General features: G+C 43.1%; 19 protein-coding genes. 14 read left to right on the forward strand and 5 right to left on the reverse strand.

Features of this window, described 5'->3' with window-relative positions; translation table 11 throughout:
• Nucleotides 1-30: 30 nt before the first annotated feature.
• Nucleotides 31-888 (forward strand): LysR family transcriptional regulator, encoded by an 858-nt coding sequence (locus MHB64_RS01105; RefSeq protein ID WP_094874403.1) that lies wholly within the window; start codon nucleotides 31-33, stop codon nucleotides 886-888.
• 95 nt (nucleotides 889-983) lie between these two features.
• A complete protein-coding gene (locus MHB64_RS01110) occupies nucleotides 984-2237 on the forward strand; it encodes a mechanosensitive ion channel family protein (protein ID WP_094874404.1) in 1254 nt (417 codons plus the stop codon).
• Nucleotides 2238-2378: 141 nt separating this feature from the next.
• On the opposite strand, the gene MHB64_RS01115 is transcribed toward MHB64_RS01110, so the two are convergent.
• The gene (locus tag MHB64_RS01115; RefSeq protein ID WP_179085866.1) at nucleotides 2379-2555 is read right to left on the reverse strand and encodes a hypothetical protein; all 177 of its coding nucleotides are present in this window, start codon (nucleotides 2553-2555) and stop codon (nucleotides 2379-2381) included.
• Nucleotides 2556-2821: 266 nt separating this feature from the next.
• Here MHB64_RS01115 and MHB64_RS01120 point away from each other — a divergent pair, with 266 nt between their 5' ends.
• From MHB64_RS01120 to MHB64_RS01135, 4 genes are all read left to right on the forward strand, one after another.
• Nucleotides 2822-4951 carry a pectate lyase family protein gene (locus MHB64_RS01120; RefSeq protein ID WP_341133519.1) on the forward strand — a complete coding sequence of 710 codons (2130 nt, stop codon included), beginning with the start codon at nucleotides 2822-2824 and terminating at the stop codon, nucleotides 4949-4951.
• Nucleotides 4952-5059: 108 nt separating this feature from the next.
• Nucleotides 5060-5233: a hypothetical protein gene (locus MHB64_RS01125; protein ID WP_341133520.1), complete on the forward strand. Its 174-nt coding sequence runs from the start codon at nucleotides 5060-5062 to the stop codon at nucleotides 5231-5233.
• Nucleotides 5227-5646 carry an IS3 family transposase gene (locus MHB64_RS01130; protein ID WP_341133521.1) on the forward strand — a complete coding sequence of 140 codons (420 nt, stop codon included), beginning with the start codon at nucleotides 5227-5229 and terminating at the stop codon, nucleotides 5644-5646. Before MHB64_RS01125 ends, MHB64_RS01130 begins: the two co-directional genes overlap by 7 nt.
• Before the next feature lie 9 nt (nucleotides 5647-5655).
• Nucleotides 5656-5829: a hypothetical protein gene (locus tag MHB64_RS01135; RefSeq protein WP_341133522.1), complete on the forward strand. Its 174-nt coding sequence runs from the start codon at nucleotides 5656-5658 to the stop codon at nucleotides 5827-5829.
• Nucleotides 5830-6047: 218 nt separating this feature from the next.
• Here the strand turns inward: MHB64_RS01135 and MHB64_RS01140 are convergent, their stop codons facing one another.
• Together MHB64_RS01140 and MHB64_RS01145 are read right to left on the reverse strand one after the other, a co-directional pair.
• Complete coding sequence (locus tag MHB64_RS01140) at nucleotides 6048-6851, reverse strand: WYL domain-containing protein (protein WP_341133523.1); 804 nt, start codon at nucleotides 6849-6851, stop codon at nucleotides 6048-6050.
• Complete coding sequence (locus tag MHB64_RS01145; RefSeq protein WP_341133524.1) at nucleotides 6838-8151, reverse strand: helix-turn-helix transcriptional regulator; 1314 nt, start codon at nucleotides 8149-8151, stop codon at nucleotides 6838-6840. Before MHB64_RS01145 ends, MHB64_RS01140 begins: the two co-directional genes overlap by 14 nt.
• 229 nt (nucleotides 8152-8380) lie before the next feature.
• Here MHB64_RS01145 and MHB64_RS01150 point away from each other — a divergent pair, with 229 nt between their 5' ends.
• The 7 genes from MHB64_RS01150 (at nucleotide 8381) to MHB64_RS01180 (ending at nucleotide 17715) form a co-directional block, all read left to right on the forward strand.
• Nucleotides 8381-9172 (forward strand): nucleotidyltransferase domain-containing protein, encoded by a 792-nt coding sequence (locus tag MHB64_RS01150; RefSeq protein WP_341133525.1) that lies wholly within the window; start codon nucleotides 8381-8383, stop codon nucleotides 9170-9172.
• A 24-nt stretch (nucleotides 9173-9196) separates the two neighbouring features.
• Entirely contained in the window at nucleotides 9197-10462 is a 1266-nt protein-coding gene (locus tag MHB64_RS01155; protein WP_341133526.1) for a class I SAM-dependent methyltransferase, read from the forward strand.
• A gap of 3 nt (nucleotides 10463-10465) precedes the next feature.
• On the forward strand, nucleotides 10466-13051 hold the full coding sequence (locus tag MHB64_RS01160; RefSeq protein WP_341133527.1) for a metallophosphoesterase: 2586 nt from the start codon (nucleotides 10466-10468) through the stop codon (nucleotides 13049-13051).
• 232 nt (nucleotides 13052-13283) lie between these two features.
• Entirely contained in the window at nucleotides 13284-14210 is a 927-nt protein-coding gene (locus MHB64_RS01165) for an alpha/beta hydrolase (protein WP_341133528.1), read from the forward strand.
• 217 nt (nucleotides 14211-14427) lie between these two features.
• Nucleotides 14428-15111, forward strand: coding sequence for a Crp/Fnr family transcriptional regulator (locus tag MHB64_RS01170; protein ID WP_341133529.1), 684 nt, complete (start codon nucleotides 14428-14430; stop codon nucleotides 15109-15111).
• Between the two features lie 144 nt (nucleotides 15112-15255).
• Nucleotides 15256-15882 carry a hypothetical protein gene (locus MHB64_RS01175; RefSeq protein WP_341133530.1) on the forward strand — a complete coding sequence of 209 codons (627 nt, stop codon included), beginning with the start codon at nucleotides 15256-15258 and terminating at the stop codon, nucleotides 15880-15882.
• A gap of 12 nt (nucleotides 15883-15894) precedes the next feature.
• Complete coding sequence (locus MHB64_RS01180; RefSeq protein WP_341133531.1) at nucleotides 15895-17715, forward strand: PrsW family glutamic-type intramembrane protease; 1821 nt, start codon at nucleotides 15895-15897, stop codon at nucleotides 17713-17715.
• Between the two features lie 66 nt (nucleotides 17716-17781).
• On the opposite strand, the gene MHB64_RS01185 is transcribed toward MHB64_RS01180, so the two are convergent.
• Together MHB64_RS01185 and MHB64_RS01190 are read right to left on the reverse strand one after the other, a co-directional pair.
• Nucleotides 17782-18150 carry a collagen-like protein gene (locus MHB64_RS01185; protein ID WP_341133532.1) on the reverse strand — a complete coding sequence of 123 codons (369 nt, stop codon included), beginning with the start codon at nucleotides 18148-18150 and terminating at the stop codon, nucleotides 17782-17784.
• A 122-nt stretch (nucleotides 18151-18272) separates the two neighbouring features.
• Nucleotides 18273-18698 carry a MarR family winged helix-turn-helix transcriptional regulator gene (locus tag MHB64_RS01190; RefSeq protein WP_341133533.1) on the reverse strand — a complete coding sequence of 142 codons (426 nt, stop codon included), beginning with the start codon at nucleotides 18696-18698 and terminating at the stop codon, nucleotides 18273-18275.
• 161 nt (nucleotides 18699-18859) lie between these two features.
• Here MHB64_RS01190 and MHB64_RS01195 point away from each other — a divergent pair, with 161 nt between their 5' ends.
• Nucleotides 18860-20248: an MFS transporter gene (locus MHB64_RS01195; RefSeq protein ID WP_341133534.1), complete on the forward strand. Its 1389-nt coding sequence runs from the start codon at nucleotides 18860-18862 to the stop codon at nucleotides 20246-20248.
• The last annotated feature ends 17 nt before the right edge of the window (nucleotides 20249-20265 follow it).

Below are 20265 nucleotides of genomic sequence, written 5' to 3' on the forward strand. Positions count from 1 at the left end.
AAATGATCATACCAAGCAGGTGACATAGAAATGGAAAGCGGAGATTTAAGAATATTTCAAGCTGTAGCTCAAGAGGGTAGTATAACCAAGGCTGCGCAAATGTTAAATTATGTACAATCTAATGTGACGACTCGAATTCAGTATCTTGAGGCGCAGTTGAAAACCCCTCTTTTTCGGAGGTCCAATCGAGGAATGACGCTAACTTTGGCTGGCGAAAATTTACTGGAATATGCGGATAAGATACTGGCTCTGATGGATGAGGCTGTGAAAACTACACAATATTCGGACCATCCTGCAGGGCCTCTTCGGATAGGCTCCATTGAAGCGACAGCAGTCATTCATCTGACTCCGCTATTGGCCGAGTATCAATCACGATATCCGGATGTTAATTTATCGCTCACTACGGGTGTGACACATACGCTCTTACAAAAGGTGCTGGATTACGAGCTTGATGGAGCGTTCGTCTATGGTCCTGTTGATGATCCAGATATAGAACATATTGCGGCCTTTGAAGAGGAGTTGGTGTTGATCTCTGAGCCGGGACAAAACGAAATGTATGATCTACTCATGAAACCGATGTTGTTCTTTGACGTTGGATGTACGCATCGGGCAAAAGCAGAGAGTTTTCTGAGAGGCACTGGCCTGACCACTTATCAGATAATGGAATTTGGAACATTAGCAGTTATTCTAGATGGCGTTTCCTCTGGACTCGGTGTGTCTATGCTGCCACAGTCATCGATAGCCAAGGCTGAAGAACAGGGCATAATTACTTCCCACCGTTTGCCTGAAGAGTATCGAGATTTGCAGGTATGGTTTGTGCATAGGCATGACTCGATTTACTCAAGCGCGTTGACAAGGTTAATCCAACTAGTTAAAACTAGGCAATAATAGTTAACCCGCAACGACCGAAGTGTTGAATGTTAGTTTAGTACTAGACTATTTCATCAAACAACAATCTAAGAACACGCAGCAGGAGGAAAATGATGAACTTTATTAAAGATCAACTAGCAGAATACGGTGTAAGCGAACAAATGACAGTTTATCTTTCGAATATAATCATGGTCTTATTTATAGCACTACTCTCTATATTGGCCAATTTAATAGCCAAAAAGATTGTGCTGAAGATAATTATTCATTTCATTAGTAAGGATCGGTATTCGTGGGATAATATCGTTTTGGAGAAAAAAGTGTTTCACAAGCTGTCGCATCTCGCGCCAGCCTTCATCATCTATTATTCTGCGTCTATCTTTCCGCTATATCAGGCTTTTATTGAAAAATCCGCCTTAACTTATATGATTATCGTAACTATCACAGTGTTTAATGCACTACTTAATGCAATCGATGCTATTTATCGCTCGTTTGAGATCTCCAAGATTAGACCGATTAAAGGGTACATTCAGGTTGCAAAGATTATTCTATTTATCATTGGTGTTATTGTGGTGATCTCTAACCTCGTTGGTCAGAATCCACTGATTATACTTAGTGGGTTAGGTGCATTATCAGCTGTTTTTATGCTAATTTTCAAAGATTCTATATTGGGCTTGGTGGCAGGTGTTCAATTATCATCGAATGATATGGTGCGTGTAGGTGACTGGATCGAAATGCCAAAATATAATGCGGATGGTGATGTAATTGACATTACATTGAATACGGTAAAGGTTATGAATTTCGATAAAACAATCACCATGATTCCTAGCTACGCCCTTATTTCAGACTCGTTCAAAAACTGGAGGGGCATGCAAGTATCTGGCGGCAGAAGGATTAAACGAAGTGTTCATATCGATACAAGCAGCATATGCTTTTGTACAAAAGAAATGATGGAGGAATTCCAGAAGATTCACTACCTTTCCGATTTTATAAAGGCAAGATTAAATGAAATTAGCATTTATAATATCGAACATCAAATCAATACGGAGAGTAAAGTAAATGGAAGACATCTCACTAATGTTGGTGTATTCAGAGAATATATCCATGAATATCTGAGGAATCATCCTAAAATTCATAAGGATATGACACTGATCGTCAGACAGCTAGCGCCAGAGGATAATGGACTGCCCTTAGAAATCTACGCGTTTAGCAATGATACTAACTGGGTGGTGTATGAATCGGTTCAAGCTGATATCTTTGATCACATTTTTGCAGTTGTACCGATATTTGGGCTTCGTGTCTTCCAAAACCCGACGGGCCATGATATTGCTCGCTTAAAAGAAAGCAAAGAGTATTCATCCGGATACTGAAGATAAAAATGATTTGCAGGAGAAGGCATTTCTTAATATCAGTAAAAAAGCGACCATCGTGGTCGCTTTTTTACGCTTTTTTCATTTTGGAAAGAATCATAAAACGTGCGGTTTATTGGGGTTCGGGCATAGCTGAAGACTCTAATGGAAGTTCCCAGATTCATTTTCTGAGAATTTGCCATCGCTGTCATGCAGAGCTTGTTTGCGGCGATCATTACGGGCTTGCTGCTGCTGTTGGGCTTCCAGGCTGTTTACGGGCGTGGCTTCCAGTTCTTTTACTGTGTTGATTAGATTCTTATCTGGTTGATTTGCACTCAATTGAAAGCTCCTCCCTTGATTATCTAATGGTTGTGATTTTTATTATGTGCTGGCTACTGTGTGGCTATTCGTGTTGTATTTTCACAAGAGCCCAGGATACATTGCCGAGAGTACGGATGTATCAATGCTCTGTCCTATAATCATTAACTCAGAATACTGTTAGATGTGAAAAATATGAGGAAATGATTGTATCGGAACTGATTTCTGTTCTGATATGTTGGGGATGTTTCAGTTCTATAAAATGTAATATTTCAGGAGGGAATAAAATGAAAAAAAGTATTGCCAAGGTAATCAGTATTGGTGTGTTGTTTTCTCTTGCACTTTCTTTGATAGCAGGTGGATGGACAAATACAGTAGTGCATGCTGCTGGTCTTTCGATAACAGGCAGTGGAGGCTGGAATGAAGCGGCATATGTGGAATGGTCACCTGTAAGTAATGCGACAGGATATAACGTATATGTTAAACAGGCAAGCGCGTCAGATTCGGGGTACCAACAGATTGATAATGAATTGATCCGCAAATATTCTTCCTATTGGAGAGCGGATGCTGTAGGGCTTGCAGCTGGAAGTTATGTAATGAAGGTTGAAGCTACCCTGTCGGGGGGAGGAGCGGCAAGTGCAGTATCAAATACGTTATCCGTAACGTCATATGATCGATCTGGATTTTCTTTTTCGGCAAGCTCGCCATTTGCTACGGGTTCGGGTGCTTATAATGAGAATGGAACCCTCAGGAATGGTGCTCAAGTGCTTTATATAACATCTCAGAATGCGAAAACCGTAACACTTGATGTGAAAATCAACAGCTCAGGTGCTGTACAAACTGGCGTTGGTCTTGGTAGTATCTTGGCTCTGAGACAAAAGGGTTATGATACAACCCCACTTGCCATCCGAATTATCGGTAAAGTTACAGCTGCTGACCTGAGCGGACAACTTAACAGCAGTGGATATCTTGAAGTCAAAGGTAAAAATAATTATTCGGAAATGAATATTACAATCGAAGGTATCGGAAAAGATGCTTATGCATACAGTTGGGGGTTGCTGCTTAGATATGTTGGTAATTTGGAAGTAAGAAATCTGGGTGTGATGTTATTTCCTGACGATGGCATTTCAATGGACACAGGCAATGCGAATGTATGGGTGCATAATAATGATATTTTCTATGGATCCGCAGGGAGCGATGCAGACCAAGCCAAGGGTGACGGATCTACGGACCTCAAAAAAGGATCGACGTACATTACCATCTCGAATAATCACTACTTTGATTCCGGAAAGGCTGCTCTAGTCGGACTTAGTGAGTCTGCAGAATTCTTTGTTACCTTCCACCATAACTGGTTCGATCATTCGGACTCCCGTCATCCGCGGATCAGAGTGGCCTCTGTTCACATCTATAATAACTTCTATGATGGAGTCTCGAAATATGGTGTCGGCGTTACAACCGGAGCTTCGGCTTTTGTGGAATCCAATGTTTTTAGAAATACTAAAGACCCAATGCTTAGTTCTTTACAGGGTACAGATGCTTTAGGTGAGGGTACGTTCTCGGGTGAAAATGGAGGTGTGATTAAAGCTTATAACAATCTAATTGTTGATGCTTCAAGTCTTATCTACGCTAACTCCAATACAGGGACAGCTCCTGCTAATGCAGCCTCATTTGATGCCTACTTAGCCTCGTCGAGAAATGAATCCGTCCCAGGCTCATACAAAGCATTAAAAGGCGGAACAGCATATAATAACTTCGATACGAGCGTCCAAACCGGAGTGAACGTATCGAATATTGATAACGTAAGCAATGTAGAACAGGTTGTTACGGCAAAAGCCGGACGTCTGAATGGCGGAGACTTCACATGGGCATTTAATGATTCCGTGGATGATGCATCGTATGCGCTGAATACAGCGCTGATGTCTGCAATCAGAAGCTACACAACGGGGCTTGTCTCTGTAGGGGGCAATTCAAACCCAACAAGTCCGACTCCAACAGCTACTCCTGTGCAAACAGCAACACCATCTCCAACAATAACACCAACACCTGTACCTACAACGACACCAGCGGGCACGCCAGTGCCTTCAGCGGAAGCAACCTTGCATAACTTTACCACTGATGGAACAACGAGCAGCTTCTTTAATATTCAGGGGAATCTCTCAACCAGTAAGGGAAATGTGACATATCAGGGTTCAACCCTAACCCAATGTCTAAAAATTGAGAGTGCAACCAGTATTCAGTTCACAGCTGCTAAAGCTTCAACCCTAACCCTAGTGTTCAACACAGAAGGAACCAAAATCAAAGTGGATGGAACGAGTTATCCTATAACGAATGGCATTGCCACTGTCTCCATTACGGCGGGCGCACATATCATAACGAAGGATAGTACGGCGAATCTGTATTATATGAAGTTGGAATAGATAGTTTTATAAAATAAAAGCTGCTAACGATATTGTGATATGCTCCCATCATAGTAGACAGTAGAAAAAACAAAAACTTCTACTGCTACAATGATGGGAGTTTTTCTAATGTCTAAAAGATCTTCAGGACAATCGCGTCGCAAAAAGCCTGAAGAAGAACTAGATGAGCATGAACGTCTGAAGCTACGGATTAAAGAGCTAGAAGCGCGAAATGAATACCTAGAGATGGAGAATGACTTCGCAAAAAAGTTGGCGGAAATCAAGCGACGAAATACATGCTAACGCTCGTTCGGCAAGTGAACTTGTATCAAGCGATTCAAGAACTGAACAAAGAAAAAGATCACGCAATTACGAAATTGTGTGCATTAGCTGGAGTTGCTCGATCTGCCTATTACAAGTGGTTAAAATGGAAACCCTCTAGCATGGAACTTGAAATTCATGCGTTAGCCAAAGAAATAAAGCTTCGTTATGACAAGCGAAAAGGGATACTTGGCTATCGTCAAATGCGCACGCAATTGAACCGAAAGCTCAAAAAGAAGTACAACAAAAAGCGTTATTACCGAATCATGTGCGCACTTGGGCTCAAAGCGGTCATTCGAAGAAAACGAGCAAGTTATGTGAAAGCTGCGGAGATCCATGTAGCCGAAAATGTAATGAACCGTAACTTTAATGCAAATTCCCCTAATTCAAAATAGTGTACAGATGTGACAGAACTGAAGTACGGGAATGGGCGCAAAGCCTATTGGAGTGCCATTATTGATGTATATGATAATTCTATTGTCTCATGGGTATTAAGCCATTCCAACAACAATAACCTCGTGATGGATACGTTGAAAAGGGCTTACGCGAAGCATCCTGGCGCAAGCTTTATCCTATGAACGGAGAATCCCCTTTATATTGATATATTGGTGGTGAACGACAATCTCTCCAACAAGGCGGGATGTCTGTCTTCTGTCTGCTTATTCGATAAAAGGTCTAACCATTCGACTTAAACTCCATTTGTTCGATAGAATGTTTTTTATAAGACTTAAGTAATTAAGAAAAATTGTCAAAATCTATCGAAATTGATAATCAAAGCGTTCATTCAATATTAACTTCATCTTCCTTCCCCATACCGATCAATCGCCATAGCTGCGGATTTCAGCATGCGCCGTTTAAGATACTCACCCTCGACGATTTTTACGCGCAGGCCAAGAAAACGGATTTTGGACAACAGAAATTCGCTGTCGTCTCTCATGTAGATGACTTTGACGCGATAGATACCCGAGTTTTCTTCAAAGGACACGGATTTATCAAAACAGGAAAAGGCATATAGAATTCGTGACAGCTCAGTATTAAAGGTTGGTATGACTTGAATACATGCACATTCTTTTTGATCCTCTAATAAGCCCGCTATCCTTGCTTTCAAGCCTTCAATCCGTTTGGCGGGGAAGGGGGCTGCTTCGACAGAAACAATGTTTTTTAGTTTGGTGGACATAAGAGAACGCTGCCGGGTACTGTACCATTGCAGATACCACTCCCGCTTATACAAATTATATTCCAGCTTGTGAGGGAACCCGGCTTGGTCAGTTCGTTGCCCTCCATGCTTAATACGGAAAGTAATAAGGATCGCTTGATTCTGCATGATTATACGGCGGAGTGTACGTAGCATTGGATGATAGACCTGCAGCTCTTTGCTTTTGGCTTTCTCCATAATAATTTCCTTCACTTCTGTGGACGGTTCTGTCTCCAATATGGAGTTCAATTTACTTAAGGTGTCTAGTGTAAAAGCTGCTTCTGAGGCCGGGTGCTTTAACATGGTTTTTAGCCAAGAACGTTCCTGGGAGGTCAGCGCTAATGAACCCACTTCGTCGAGGCGGGAATTAATTTGAAAGTTAAATATTTTCTCAAATGGATTCATAATAGCTGTGAATCTCCTTCCACTCCGCGATGAATTGCTTACGCAGCCAAGGGGGTTCTAATACCTCGCAGCTCGAACCAAAGCTTCGTAACCACGGCTTAATTTCATAAATACCATTCACTGTGATCTCATAAAGGAATGTAGAATCGGACTCTTCCGTAATTACTCCCCACTGTCCCTGTGCTTCAACCCGCTCCCGAATGAAATTAACACCTGGACGATTGGGGTTATAAAATCTCGCCACCACTTTAATCGCACGGGTGGTATCTATAACCCAGCTGTTTGTCATCTGCTCTTCCAGATTGCTGAGTTTCTGAGCAAACTCTGCTTCTTCCACAGTGTCGCCCTCTTCAATCTGAGTAAGGCCCTCCATTCGGAATTTCATGATGCCCATACGTGAATTATGTCCGATTAAATACCAGCGCCCATATTGAAGGTCATAGATGACGCGGAGCGGAAGAACGGTTTCTGTGACGCCCCTTGTTTCCCGCTCAAAGAGAGGATTGGTATTCTGAGAGGCGTAGTTTTTTCCCTTTTTAGGGGATAAATATAGAAATTTTATTTTTTTTCGCTGCTGAATCGCTGCAAATATCGTATATAGGTGTGCCTCATCAAGAATACGTGAATGATAATTATATTTGTATCTATGGGTTTCCGTAGCTTCGAGGTTATAACCCCGCATCCGCAGGACCTTTTTTAGGGTGTCGCGCAGCAGGTAACCTTGCACAGACGGAGTCTGCGTGTTGGCGATGACATCAACATAGTCGTAAAGATCCAAGAGCTGATCGTCGGATAATTGATCAATCAGATCGTTAGCAGCCTTGTATCGATAAGGGCGCCCTTCGTTTACACGAAGAATAACGCCAACTTCCTCAAGGTATTTCAGATCTCCACGGATGGTCTTCTCATCGGGCATTGGATAATGGGTTGGCATTTTCTCACTGCAGACATCCTGTAGATCTTTAGCCGTTAGCTCCTGAGTCTGGAGCGCAGTTAATAATAGAGTAAGCCGGATGCTCTCCGTTTCCTTAAGCGACTTCGCCCGGAACAAGAACAGGAGCAGCGGGTCGGCAGATTCATAGTAGTTATAGCGGAGCCACTCAGAGAGTTCTGTTCCTTGTTCTGTAGGCAGGTCTTGTTGTAAGACGGTTACCATGCCCTTCAGGTTGCGCAGCGTTTTGTCATAGGTATGTACAGAAATGCCGAGACGATCGGCGAATTGTTGTCTGCTGTAAGCTCCCCCTGCTAAAGAGAGCATGCGAAGAAATTGAATCTCCTTGTCAAAACTTTCCCGGGCCATTTATATTCCTCCAGCCTGTAGCGAATCCATTAGAAATAGTAGTACTCATTATATTAAGCACCAGAGTTGAATAAAATGGAAGTGTTTTTGGCCACCGCCATACTTCCGCCCTGTTCGTTACAGGGAAGATGAGCGAAGATAGTTCCATGAAGCCGAAGCAATTCTGATGAGGCGTTCGAATAGTAACAAGGGTAGAGAATAGGGAAGTAACCGATCTGGAGGGGTGAAGATGGATCCTATAAACAAGATTATCCGTGAGCAGCTGGAACAGATTGAACAGGAGGAGCAAGTTACAATATTGTATGCCTGTGAATCAGGCAGCCGGGCGTGGGGATTCCCATCGCAGGACAGTGATTATGATGTGAGGTTTATTTATCTGCATAAACCGGAATGGTACCTATCTATTTTTGATAAGCGGGATGTGATCGAGCGTCCTATTAACAATAGGCTTGATATCAATGGCTGGGATTTGCGGAAAGCACTGAATTTATTTCGGAAGTCTAATCCATCCCTGCTGGAGTGGCTGCAATCACCCATTCAATATGCAGAAAAGTACAGTATAGCAGAGAAGCTTAGAAGCATCTCCCCGTACACCTTTTCGCCGAAGTCTTGTATGTACCATTACTTAAACATGGCAAGAGGCAACTACCGGGATTATCTGCAAGGCGAGCAGGTCAAGATCAAAAAGTACTTTTATGTACTTCGTCCCGTTCTAGCCTGTGAATGGACTCACCGATATGGAGAGATGCCGCCGATGGAGTTCGATATACTGGTAGAGCGGCTTATTCCGAAGGATGAAGAGCTGTGGCAGGTGATTCAGCAATTGCTGGCCCGGAAAAAATCTGGTGAGGAACTAGACTATGAACCGCAGCTAACCGCAATTAACGATTATTTAGAAGAACAGTTCCAAGTGTTGGATAAGGTGGCGGCGTCCTTAAATGCTAAGGAGGACAAAAGAGATCATCAGCTGGATGCTCTATTTCGAGAAGCTTTACAGGAAGTATGGGGACGGGTCTTATAGAAAGATTGATAGGAGGAAGATGGTATGGCTATTGTACAACTGAAATCAACGAATCCAAAATTCACTTTTTTAATTAAAAAGAATCCAGTGACAGGTATGCAGCTTCGTCCGGTTCGTCAGGGATTGGCTTATGGATGGTATTCTGACGATGGAACTTATAACGTTTATTTTAAGGATGCAGATAACGATATATCCTACAAGCAGAACGAAAGTGAGAGCTTTGAGTATTTAAATGTCTCCCGGTTTAATACACCTCTATTTCCGCTTAATGCGGTCAATGAGTTTTTCTCTACACCCTTCAAAGCGCAGGATGAACGCGATGTGAAAGGATATGAGCATTCTTTTTTCATCAATATGGTTCAGGTTGAGCGGATACACTATATTGAATTTTTCCAAAAGCATTTAAAGGGCTATACCTTCTCCTTGCAGCATCAGGCGCATAAGAGCTATTCACTGACAATTACCACACATAAAAGCTTGTATCATCTCTTGCATGTTGTTAGTGTGTTGTCCTTGTTCTTATCCATATTTGGGGAAGAGTACATAGATATTTCGGATGCTATTTTGGATAAATATATCCGCAGCCTTAACGTCATTGATGCACCTTTTTATATAAGAAGTCTATTTGCAAGGAATTTCCTTACCTCTAAGGAACGGTTCAAGCGATATAAAGCCTCCATCGAACAAACGGACCAGTATTCTATTGGGCTGGAGTATGGCGGTACTGCGATGCAGCGGCGTACGTTTATTTCAAGTGTGCTTCCATTCAATAAGTCGATTCTGGACATCGGCTGCGGAGAAGGTTTCTATGCGATACCGTTTGCCGGAAAAATAGAGAGTACCTATTATGCGGTAGATATAGCCGAGGCGTTGCTGGAGGTTGTGAATCGGAAAGCGAAAGCTAAGGACATTGATAACATTGCAACCTTTGGCTCGCTGGACCATTTTCTAGAGTCGTACAACGGGGAGCAGGTTGATGTGATTCTAACAGAAGTTGTAGAGCACATGAGTGAAGGTGAAGCCGCAGAGCTTATTCAGCAAATTGTCGGTAATGTGAATTTCGAACAACTTATTGTGACCACACCGAATGCTGATTTCAATCGTTATTATGAGCTGGAAGGGTTCCGGCATGAAGATCATAAATGGGAAATGGGACAGCAAGCGTTCGGGCAATGGGTTTTGGATACGGTTCAAGGTTTAGCAGTCGAGGTCGAATATTTGATGGTTGGTGACCGGGTTGGCGAGATCCGTACGACGCAATGCGCTATTGTGCGAAGAAAGGAGGAATAGACAGTGGAAATTCAAACGCGTGTACACACCATATTTCTGCTTGTAGGAGCAACGGAATGCGGGAAATCGACTTTTGCTAAAGAAGTTCTGATCCCGCAGTTAAAACTAGAGGATGCCTCCAAAGATTTACGTACGAATGTGCAGTATTTATCCTCGGATAGTATCCGCCAGGAGATATTGGGATACGACTATGATAAGTATGATCAGGTTATGCTGGAGGCGAGTTCGCATACCTTTCAATTATTATTTGAGAGATTGAAGTTAGTCACTTCTTTTCCGATTAATGCGGAGTTTGTGGTGATGGATACCATTGGGCTATCCGAAGATTATCGTAGTAAAGTCCGTGAGATCGCCGGGCAAAATAATTACAATCTGGAGGTTATTCTGTTTGATTACCGCAAACGGGAGGATTACTACGTCTCGGAGCGCTCGAAGAAGCTGATCTCCAATCATTTAAACCGGCTGAGAAAAGAAGTCCTGCCTGTTCTGTCACGGGAAGGCTACAACAAGATTCATAAGGTGCGTGCTAAAGATTTTATTCTCGAGGACGAAGATATACCTAACCCGGACTACCGGGTGATTATACAGGATTGGGATACTTACGCATCTACGGTACTTCTACAAGCACAAGAGTATATTGTGGTTGGGGATGTTCATGAGTGTGTCGAAGAGCTTCGGGGACTATTACTTAATTACGGCTACCGGGTGCACGAAGGGAAGTTAAGCGCTACAGATAAGCTGAGTAACACCCGAGTTATTCTTGCTGGTGACTGGATTGATAAGGGCAAGCAGACGCGGGAGACGATTGAGTTCTTATTTGATAACCGCGAGCATTTCCTATTTGTTATGGGTAATCACGAGAACTTTGTTTACAAGTACGTAAAGGGTGAGATTCAAGGTACCGATCCCGAACTGCTAAGAACGTACTTTGATTCCACCCAAGTGCTTAAGGAGGATGCTGCGCTTTTTAGTAAATTTTCGGCTTTAGTAGAGCAATCCCAGCCCTTTTACCGCTATATCGGTATGCAAGGTCCTTCTTTTTATGTTACCCATGCTCCTTGCCGTAATAAGTACATTGGTAAGCTGGATACGAATTCACTACGCCATCAGCGTAACTTTCGGCTGGATCGTGAGGTTTCCTTTGAGGAACAGCTTGATTTCCTAAAGCAAGAGGCTGTTAGTAATCACCCCTTTCATCTCTTCGGACATATTGCAGCCAAGCAGACTTTTCGGATCAAAAACAAACTCCACCTCGACACAGGGAGTGCGCAGGGTAATGAACTAACTTCTGTTCGCATGTCGTTTAAACCTTTCTATAAAAGTCAAAAATCGCATGTGACTACGGTGCACGAAGAGCTACCTATCCTGTTCCGGGCTGAGCAAACCGTATCCTTGTTAGAGCTTGATTATGAGTCTGTGCGTAGACTGCAGTATTCCTCGCAGAACCGGGTCAACTTCATCTCCGGGACGATGTCACCTGCGGATAAGGATGTGGCTGCCGGTGAGCTTGAGTCTCTGCGAAAAGGGTTGGATTATTTTGCCGAGCGTCGTATATCTGAAGTCGTCCTGCAGCCTAAATATATGGGATCACGCTGTAGTGTGTACCTTTATCGGGATATAGAGCAGTGCTACGCAATTAGCCGGAACGGCTATAAGGTTCAGGCGGTCGATCTAACGCCCATCTACGAACAGCTGCTTCATAAATTCGGAACCTATATGGCTGAGCAGGGGATTGGTGTGCTTTTACTGGATGGCGAGCTGCTACCTTGGAAAGCGCTTGGGGATGGGTTAATTGAGCGTCAGTTCCAGCCGATTGGCAAGGCGCTGGAGACAGAGCTGGATTTCCTAAGACAATATGGATTTGAGGAGTCACTGGGTAAACTGATACAGGATTTTGAAGTAAGCGGGTTTGAACAAGACCAGCACCATATGTCGAAAGAGGCGCTTAACAATAACTATGGGTCTCATGTTTACCAGACTTTTAAGCATGTCCGTGACATAAGAGAATCGTATGTAGATCTTGACCAGCGTGACGAAGCCTACCGGGTATATAAGCAGCAGCTGGAGCTATATGCGGGTGATGCGGAATTAGCATACAAACCTTTTGCAATCCTGAAGGAAGTGCTGGAGAATGGCGATGAACGGGTACCTGACGGCAAAACCTCCGAACTATACCGGTTCTTAAATGATGATGAATTTCTGATTCTGGACATGAATGAGCCCGATGCTTACATCAGGGCAGAGGCGTATTTCACAAAGATAACGGTAGAGAAACATATGGAGGGAATTGTAATCAAACCGGAGCAAGAACAGCAGGGGGTAGTCCCATATATGAAGGTCCGCAATCCGGGCTACTTGTCGATCATCTACGGGTACGACTACAAGTTTCCACATAAGTATGCCAAGCTGATGAAGCAGAAGAATATCGCTCCTAAGCTTCGTACGTCCTTAATTGAGCACCGGCTGGGCAGACAAATGCTAGAAGTGAAGCTGGGTGAGATTTCGTCTGCCAACGAGGTCTACAAGCAAATTGCGGCAAACTTGTTATTCGAGGTAACGAAAGAGAAAGCGATCGACCCGAGGTTGTAGAGGATTGTTTTGGGTGAAGAAACTTGGGTTGCCAATTATGAGTTCAGGCTGTCGGGAAGGTCCCGGGAGTCTTTTTTTGTCTGGGGAGAAGCACAACAAGGAAAATATATTTGAAGCGGACTCACCTATAGAGATGTCTTTTTATATGCAGCTTCTGTTATGAATACGTGGACATATTAGTACGATTTGATAAGATGTACTTACTTAATGAGTTGATTATAGGAGGAATCTAATGAGTAAATATAAAATCCATAGCGACTTTGAACCCTATGAAAAGAGAACACTTCCCTTAAATCCATTGTTATTGCCAATTTTAAATAATCTCATAGCGAGAAGTTTGAAAAAATTCAACTCTGCTGAAGGTGTGAAGGTAACGAAAAAAGTTATTTCAGGCTATAAAGACGGAAGCGTTCAGCTGACAATAATTGAACCTGAGGGTATATCCCAAAACGCTCCCTGCCTTATTTACATTCATGGAGGAGCCTTTGTCCTAAAGGCAGCACCTTCCCATATCCATTGGGCCTGTGAGTATGCTTCAAAGACACCTTGCAAAGTAATATTTGTGGATTATAGATTAGCCCCGAAGTACGCTTTCCCATATGGCGTTGAAGATTGCTATGCAGCATTTGAATGGGCCAGTGATCATGCGGATGCCTTAGGCATTGATAGGAGTAGAATTGCTATAGGTGGGGATAGTGCAGGTGGGGCGCTTGCTGCTGCAGTGACTCTAATGGCTCGCGATAGGCAGGCGCCTCCAATTTGTTTTCAAATGTTACTCTATCCAGTGACAGATGCAAGACAGACTACGGAATCCATTAAAGAGTTTACAGACACACCTCTGTGGAACTCTAAGCTTAATGAGAAGATGTGGAAGCTATATCTCAAGAATGGAGTAGCAGCTGGCAAGAGAGAATATGCGTCTCCTATGGAAGCAACTTCATTAAAAGGTTTGCCTAATGCTTATGTTGAAATTACGGAGTTTGATTGTTTGCGAGACGAAGGAATTCATTACGCAGAAGCCTTACAAGAATGTGGAGTTCAGGTTGAATTGTATCACACCAAAGGAACCATTCATGGATACGATATAGCGGAAAAAAGCGAAATTGTGCAGCAGAGTGTAGCGAGAAGAATTGAAGCTTTACGAGGAGCTTTTAAGTAGAAAAGGAGAATCAAGCCGTGAGTATCTTTTCGATGATCCGCGCGGTTGATTCTTTTTTGTTTTTATATCCATAAAATGTAAAAATGTCACATGATAATTTGATGACTGCTGTCACTATTTATCTTAAATTAAAACAATTACAATAAAGGATAGTCCTGAATTTTTAACTTTTATCCTAAAAAGAATTAGTCACTCACACTGGAGGTCTCTCTTGAAGGTGAACCCACAACTGTTGCGCGATTTCCCGTTCTTTGAACATCTGGATGATGAATATTTAGCTGAAATTTCCAAGCTATGTAGCGAGCGTACATATATAAAAGGAGAATCCATCTTTTTTGAAGGGGAAGAGGGAGAGGAGTTCTATCTTATTATCTCTGGAGTTGTTCAAATTTATCAAGATAACCACTCTAGGGATGTAATCCTTTCTATTTTTAGAGAAGGTGATTTCTTTGGAGAGATGGCTTTGTTACAAAATGAAAGAGCACGCTCTGCTTCTGCAAGGACCATCGAGAAATCCACCTTATGTATTCTGAAAAAACGCGATTTCATTCCCTTATTAAAAAGTAATCCGGAAATACTAATCGGCATTTTGGAAACAGCGTTAGATCGTCTGCGTGATGCCAATAAATTAATCACAGACTTAACCGTTATCGATGTGCGTACGCGCATTGCTCGCGTGTTGTTGCGTCTAACGGAACAGCATGGAGTGTCCTCTGATGATGGTGTTCTTATCGATTTGAAACTGACGCATCAACATCTGGCGGATATGACAGGAACGGCACGTGAGACAGTGACGAAATCATTGCTTGGATTGCAGGATGAGCAGTTGATACGGATTGATCAGAGGAAAATACTCGTGTGTAACACAGATAGACTTAGAAATATACTCGACGTTATTTGAGCTTGAATATATGGGAATTGTAATTGGGGTTACAGACTGTAAATCACCCTAAATGATATAACATTATTAACAAAGAACGCGTTCGTTTGGCTTTATGAATCGTGATGACACAATGACCATCCATAAACGAAAAGAGGAAATGGAATGAGTGTGAAAAAATTGGTTTTATCTATGTCCGGTACTTTTGTGCTGGGGATCATTGTAGGAGGGGCTTTGTTATATAACAATTTGGTTTATAACTCCGTTAAAGATGCCCTGAATGGAAATGCCACGCAAAATTCGGTAGGCAGTGTGAATGGAGTGGGTGGTATGACACAGGTTAACATTCAGGACATGGATCTTGAAACAGCAATGATGGCTGTACAATCGAGTCGTGCAAGTATGTTAGACGAGCAGCTGAAAGATCAAATCGCAGCTGTACAAGCCAAGAATGAAACAATCTCACAACTGAATCAATTGCTAGGAGTGATCAATGAAGAGCTGGGGAAGCTTCCTTCAGGTGCTGAGGCCGGCTCTGCTGTAAAGCTGGCAGATGACAAGGGGGCCATGTTTACTGCTATGGGTATGGCTATACCGCAAACCAAAGGAGAGCTTGAGAATCTGTTGGGACAAATCAAGTCAAAGATTGATAGTGCAAGTAATAGTCAGCAAATGGATATGCTGCGCCTGCAAAGTTTATCGAATAAACGTAACGAAGCTTTTGATGTAATGACGAATTTTGTTAAAAAAATGCAAGATTCCAGAAGTAGTATTATAGGAAATATGCGGTGATGAGTTAAAGCTATGATACCTAATACTGCAGTTGATTTTCTACGTGATCATCCATTATTGCGAGGCATTCCTGATGATGAGCTACGAAATGTAATTGATGCTATAAAACTTGTGTCTTTAGAGGATGGACAACGACTTCTTATGGAAGCGTCCACCTCTAAGGACTGTTTCATTATATGGCAAGGGAAGGTGCAGGTCACCTCGGTTAACTTAGTTGGGAAGGCACTGCTCTTGGCTGAACTTGGACCGGGAGAATTAGTAGGAGAAATCGGTCTTATTCGGAACCTACAAAGATCGGCTAGTGTTACGGCAATCGGTCAAGTAAGGGCGCTGCGTCTAGACCGTCCATCGTTCGAATATTTGGCGAACCTGAGTCCGTTATTTTATGAAAGTGTGCTTGTGAACATACGAATCCGAATGATTCATAGTATGCTTCGAAAAGCGACCATCTGGTCGGTCATACCTGATGCTGAACTTCGGGGTCTTGCGGAGATTACAATGATCAAGAAAGTGATGAAGGGCGAAGAAATTATCGCGGAAGGTGCAGTAATTGATCAATTTCTCATGATTAGCAGCGGGAGTATCGAGCTTCGCGGCCGAAAGCGGCGCAAGATTGTCCTTCGAGAAGGGGATTTTTATGGAGAGACAGAGTTACTAACAGACACGGTCTCCTCACATACGTTGATCGCGGTAGAAGATAGTGAAATACTGATTATGGGCAAGTTAGAGTTCTTAACTATACTCGATTATTACGCTCCGGTTCGTCAACAACTCATTAAGGTTCTAAACATACGAACACCCCATCTGATGGAGAAAGTTACAATTGCCTTCGGTGAGGAATTTATTGTCGAGGATAATGAATCGCTACCTAAGGCCAAAGACAAGTGGATGGACCAGTTGCTGTGGCTGGGAGGCGGATTTCTTGTCTTATCCCTCTTGGCATTGTTCTTACATAGTCAATGGTGGAAGATCGCCGCCTTAATTGTTGGAGGTGTAGTGGGTCCCGTAGCATTCGTAGCCTTTGTAAGAAGTCAGCAGTTAGTAGGCTTTCGTCAGATGAGGGTTGGTTTAGTTTTTGTGTCTACCGCGATTGTCGCCATCCCTCTGGCTTGGTATTTAGAGCGGATTTGGCTTTTTGAAGTAAAAGCAAATTCCTTTGACTTTTCGCAGCTTTATGTACCTTTGTCTGTGGCTTTAATAGAAGAAACTGCTAAATTGTTAATCTGTGTGATACTCGTTCGAACGCGAAAAATCCAATTTCTGATGGATGCAGTGGTGTTTGGTGCCGCAGCAGGAATGGGATTTGCAGCAGTGGAAAGTATTATTTATGGATGGGTACATTTAGACGAAGCATCTTCACTTGGGATGCTCGCGGTCCTATGGATGAGAGCATTATTATCACCCTTCGGCCATGGAACATGGACTGCAATTGCAACTGTGGGGATATGGTATGCAAGCAGCATGCATAAGAACTCGAACTTGGGGAATGGCAAGCCATGGACAAGATGGCGACATGCAATGGAGATGTTCTTGGCAGCAGTGGTGATGCATGCACTTTGGAATTATCGCTTTGAATCGGGTCTGATAAAGGCGGGTGCTATGACTTTAGTCGGGTTCATGGGCCTCTATTTATTGTTCTCACTCCTTCGCAGGGGAAGAAGAGAAGAATTCCACGTATTGAATATGTTAAATCCAACCACGCATGAGGCAATTCTGCATGACGATCAAGTGAAGACAATGACACAGGAGCTTTACTGTGAAGGCTGCGGGTCAATGTCTCCCCAAGGTACCCGCTACTGCGCACGCTGTAGCCAGGCATTACGGATTAAATAATGGTCAATTCTAACGTAAAGCCAAAAGCTCCATTCCTCGTGGAACGGAGCTTTTCTGTGTGTTCATTTAGAAACAGGTGAAGGATTGGATGGACTGCAGGCTCAAGCCTGTATACATCCAAAACCTTCCGTTCCACTGAAAACCCGCAACCGAGGTGCGTCCTACGAAAACCGGGAAAAACCAGAATTGATTTCTATTTACGAGCCATACGTACGTATTCCGAAACAAACAACCAGCAATTGCTCCCGGGTCGACAGCAAAAGACGAAATGGCAGGTTGTTGAGGGATGAGTTGCGGGGGAGGTGAGCTGGGTGCCGTGAGTCCCGGTTGTCCTGGTGACCCTGGTATTCCTGGTTGTCCTGGTATTCCTGGTGGTCCGGGTTGCCCAGGCTGTCCTGGGAATCCTGGGAAACTTGGAGATGGGAAAAATGACATGATCTTGTCACTCCTTAATGAATGGGCTAAAACATTGTATGTAGGAGCGGAGATAAGTGAATGGGCGTATCCGATATTTTATTGATAAATTTAGCGAGGAAGTTCCTTGACGTGGCTCTAACTTACTTAGCTTCTTCACATAGCTCAGTAATTGCTTTGTTTTTGGTTAGCTGTAATAGAAGGTCATAGAATTGCTTTCTTTGCTCTAGCGAGAGATTGTCCAGCATGTTGTCAGCGACTGTATCTTGGAAAGCCAGAACTTGCTCAATAGTGGATTGCGCAAGCTCCGTAAGCTGGATCAGTGTAGCGCGTCGGTCGGTTGGATCAGGAATTCGAACAAGGAGTTTATCCTGCTCAAGCGCATCAATAAAATCGGTAACGGTACGTGCTTTGATCCCTAATTTAACGGCTAACTCATTCATGCGGATACTGCCTGCTTCCGCGACGACTGAGAGCAGACGCAATCTAGGGCCGGAGAGATGATAAGGCGTATTAAGCGCTAATAACTGGGATTGAAACTCTGTTTTAATGTAGTTGGTTGATCTCATTAATATGTGGATACTCTTAATGAGTGTGCTCTTTAAATTATACTCTTATAAGGTGTATTCAACTATAGTTCGGTGAAACAGAATGTTTGTAGTTTGGTGAAGCGTGCACTATTTATCTTTTTACTTATAATTCATTCTGAATCAGAAAAGAGGTTTAGATTATGTCAGATACATCCACAGAAAATGCAGATAAGCTGCTAAAAATACTTGTAGTTACCTTAATATTCTCAGTTATGAACGGTACGATGTTCAATGTAGCTCTTCCTGAGATCGGCAAAGAGTTCAATCTTGTTCCTTCTCAGGTTAGTTGGATGATGACTAGTTATATGGTGGTATACGCGGTAGGTTCCATCGTCATGGGGAAATTAGCAGATAAATATCGGTTGAAGGATTTATTAACGTATGGACTGCTTATCTTCGCTCTCGGTTCATTAATAGGTCTGCTTGCTAGTGAGTTTTGGATTATTATTCTGGGCCGTGTAATTCAAGCTGCCGGTGCTTCCGTTCTTCCTGCAACAGCAATGATCATTCCAATTCGTTATTTTGTTCCCGAGAAGAGGGGGCGGGCACTTGGAACTTCTGCGGTTGGGTTAGCGCTTGGTAATGCTTTGGGACCGGTCGCTGCAGGCCTCATCACCAGCTTTGGAAGCTGGAGGCTTATGTTTGTTCTTTCCTTACTTCCGCTACTGACACTCCCTTTTTTTCGGAAGTATTTAGATAATGTGAAAGGGAAGACAGGAAGTATTGATGTTCTTGGCGGCGGGTTATTAGCTGCAGCAGTCGCAATCCTCTTACTTGCCATCACTCAGATGCAAGTGTGGTTGTTCCTTGGAGGGCTTGTTTTGCTGGCCTTATTCATCATTCGGATTCGGAAAGCTGTGGAGCCTTTTATTAAACCAGTATTGTTCCGTAACAAAACCTATTCGATCGGGTTGCTGCTTGCTTTTACAACGACAGCGATGAGCTTTAGTATGACGTTCATGACCCCACAATTTCTAGCGGCAGTGAATGGCTTGACTCCTTCGACCATTGGTTTTGTGTTAGTGCCAGCAGCAATTGCTTCAGCGATCATGGGACGTAAGGGTGGCAGATTGGCTGATGATCGCGGCAATTTGGCACTTGTGTTCGTGGCTTCGGTATTGTTATTTCTAGCGTTCTCCCTACTATCTACTTTTATTGGGGTATCGGCATATTTTATTGCCATTATTTTAATATTAGGAAACGTAGGTCAGACCTTCATGCAAATCTCAATGTCCAATACGATTTCGCGGACGCTGCCAAAAGAGGAGACAGGAGTTGGCATGGGATTACTCTCCATGATCAATTTCATTTCTGGCGCGATGGCTATGAGCGTGGTTGGGAAAATGCTAGACAAGGTCAGTGCCGCTGTGCAGTTCAATCCTCTGAATACTAATGTTACTGCCCATGTGTATAGTAATATTTTTCTCGTTATGTCCCTGGTGACTATTGCTGTAGTTGTGCTGTACCGTTATCAGTTTGGTACGGGTGCTTCCGGGTCGAGGAAGAATAAAAAAGGAATGGAGATTTAAGAGGTTATGCCATCTAC

This window comes from Paenibacillus sp. FSL K6-2859 (assembly GCF_038008265.1).
Taxonomy (GTDB): domain Bacteria; phylum Bacillota; class Bacilli; order Paenibacillales; family Paenibacillaceae; genus Paenibacillus_AQ; species Paenibacillus_AQ nitricinens.

What these genes read in the sequence shown, in the direction of transcription:
- MHB64_RS01105 (WP_094874403.1), top strand. Translation starts at nt 31, where the DNA reads ATGGAAAGCGGAGATTTAAGAATATTTCAAGCTGTAGCTCAAGAGGGT.
- MHB64_RS01110 (WP_094874404.1), top strand. Translation starts at nt 984, where the DNA reads ATGAACTTTATTAAAGATCAACTAGCAGAATACGGTGTAAGCGAACAA.
- MHB64_RS01120 (WP_341133519.1), top strand. Translation starts at nt 2,822, where the DNA reads ATGAAAAAAAGTATTGCCAAGGTAATCAGTATTGGTGTGTTGTTTTCT.
- MHB64_RS01125 (WP_341133520.1), top strand. Translation starts at nt 5,060, where the DNA reads ATGTCTAAAAGATCTTCAGGACAATCGCGTCGCAAAAAGCCTGAAGAA.
- MHB64_RS01130 (WP_341133521.1), top strand. Translation starts at nt 5,227, where the DNA reads ATGCTAACGCTCGTTCGGCAAGTGAACTTGTATCAAGCGATTCAAGAA.
- MHB64_RS01140 (WP_341133523.1), bottom strand. Translation starts at nt 6,851, where the DNA reads ATGAATCCATTTGAGAAAATATTTAACTTTCAAATTAATTCCCGCCTC.
- MHB64_RS01145 (WP_341133524.1), bottom strand. Translation starts at nt 8,151, where the DNA reads ATGGCCCGGGAAAGTTTTGACAAGGAGATTCAATTTCTTCGCATGCTC.
- MHB64_RS01150 (WP_341133525.1), top strand. Translation starts at nt 8,381, where the DNA reads ATGGATCCTATAAACAAGATTATCCGTGAGCAGCTGGAACAGATTGAA.
- MHB64_RS01155 (WP_341133526.1), top strand. Translation starts at nt 9,197, where the DNA reads ATGGCTATTGTACAACTGAAATCAACGAATCCAAAATTCACTTTTTTA.
- MHB64_RS01165 (WP_341133528.1), top strand. Translation starts at nt 13,284, where the DNA reads ATGAGTAAATATAAAATCCATAGCGACTTTGAACCCTATGAAAAGAGA.
- MHB64_RS01175 (WP_341133530.1), top strand. Translation starts at nt 15,256, where the DNA reads ATGAGTGTGAAAAAATTGGTTTTATCTATGTCCGGTACTTTTGTGCTG.
- MHB64_RS01180 (WP_341133531.1), top strand. Translation starts at nt 15,895, where the DNA reads ATGATACCTAATACTGCAGTTGATTTTCTACGTGATCATCCATTATTG.
- MHB64_RS01185 (WP_341133532.1), bottom strand. Translation starts at nt 18,150, where the DNA reads ATGTCATTTTTCCCATCTCCAAGTTTCCCAGGATTCCCAGGACAGCCT.
- MHB64_RS01190 (WP_341133533.1), bottom strand. Translation starts at nt 18,698, where the DNA reads ATGAGATCAACCAACTACATTAAAACAGAGTTTCAATCCCAGTTATTA.
- MHB64_RS01195 (WP_341133534.1), top strand. Translation starts at nt 18,860, where the DNA reads ATGTCAGATACATCCACAGAAAATGCAGATAAGCTGCTAAAAATACTT.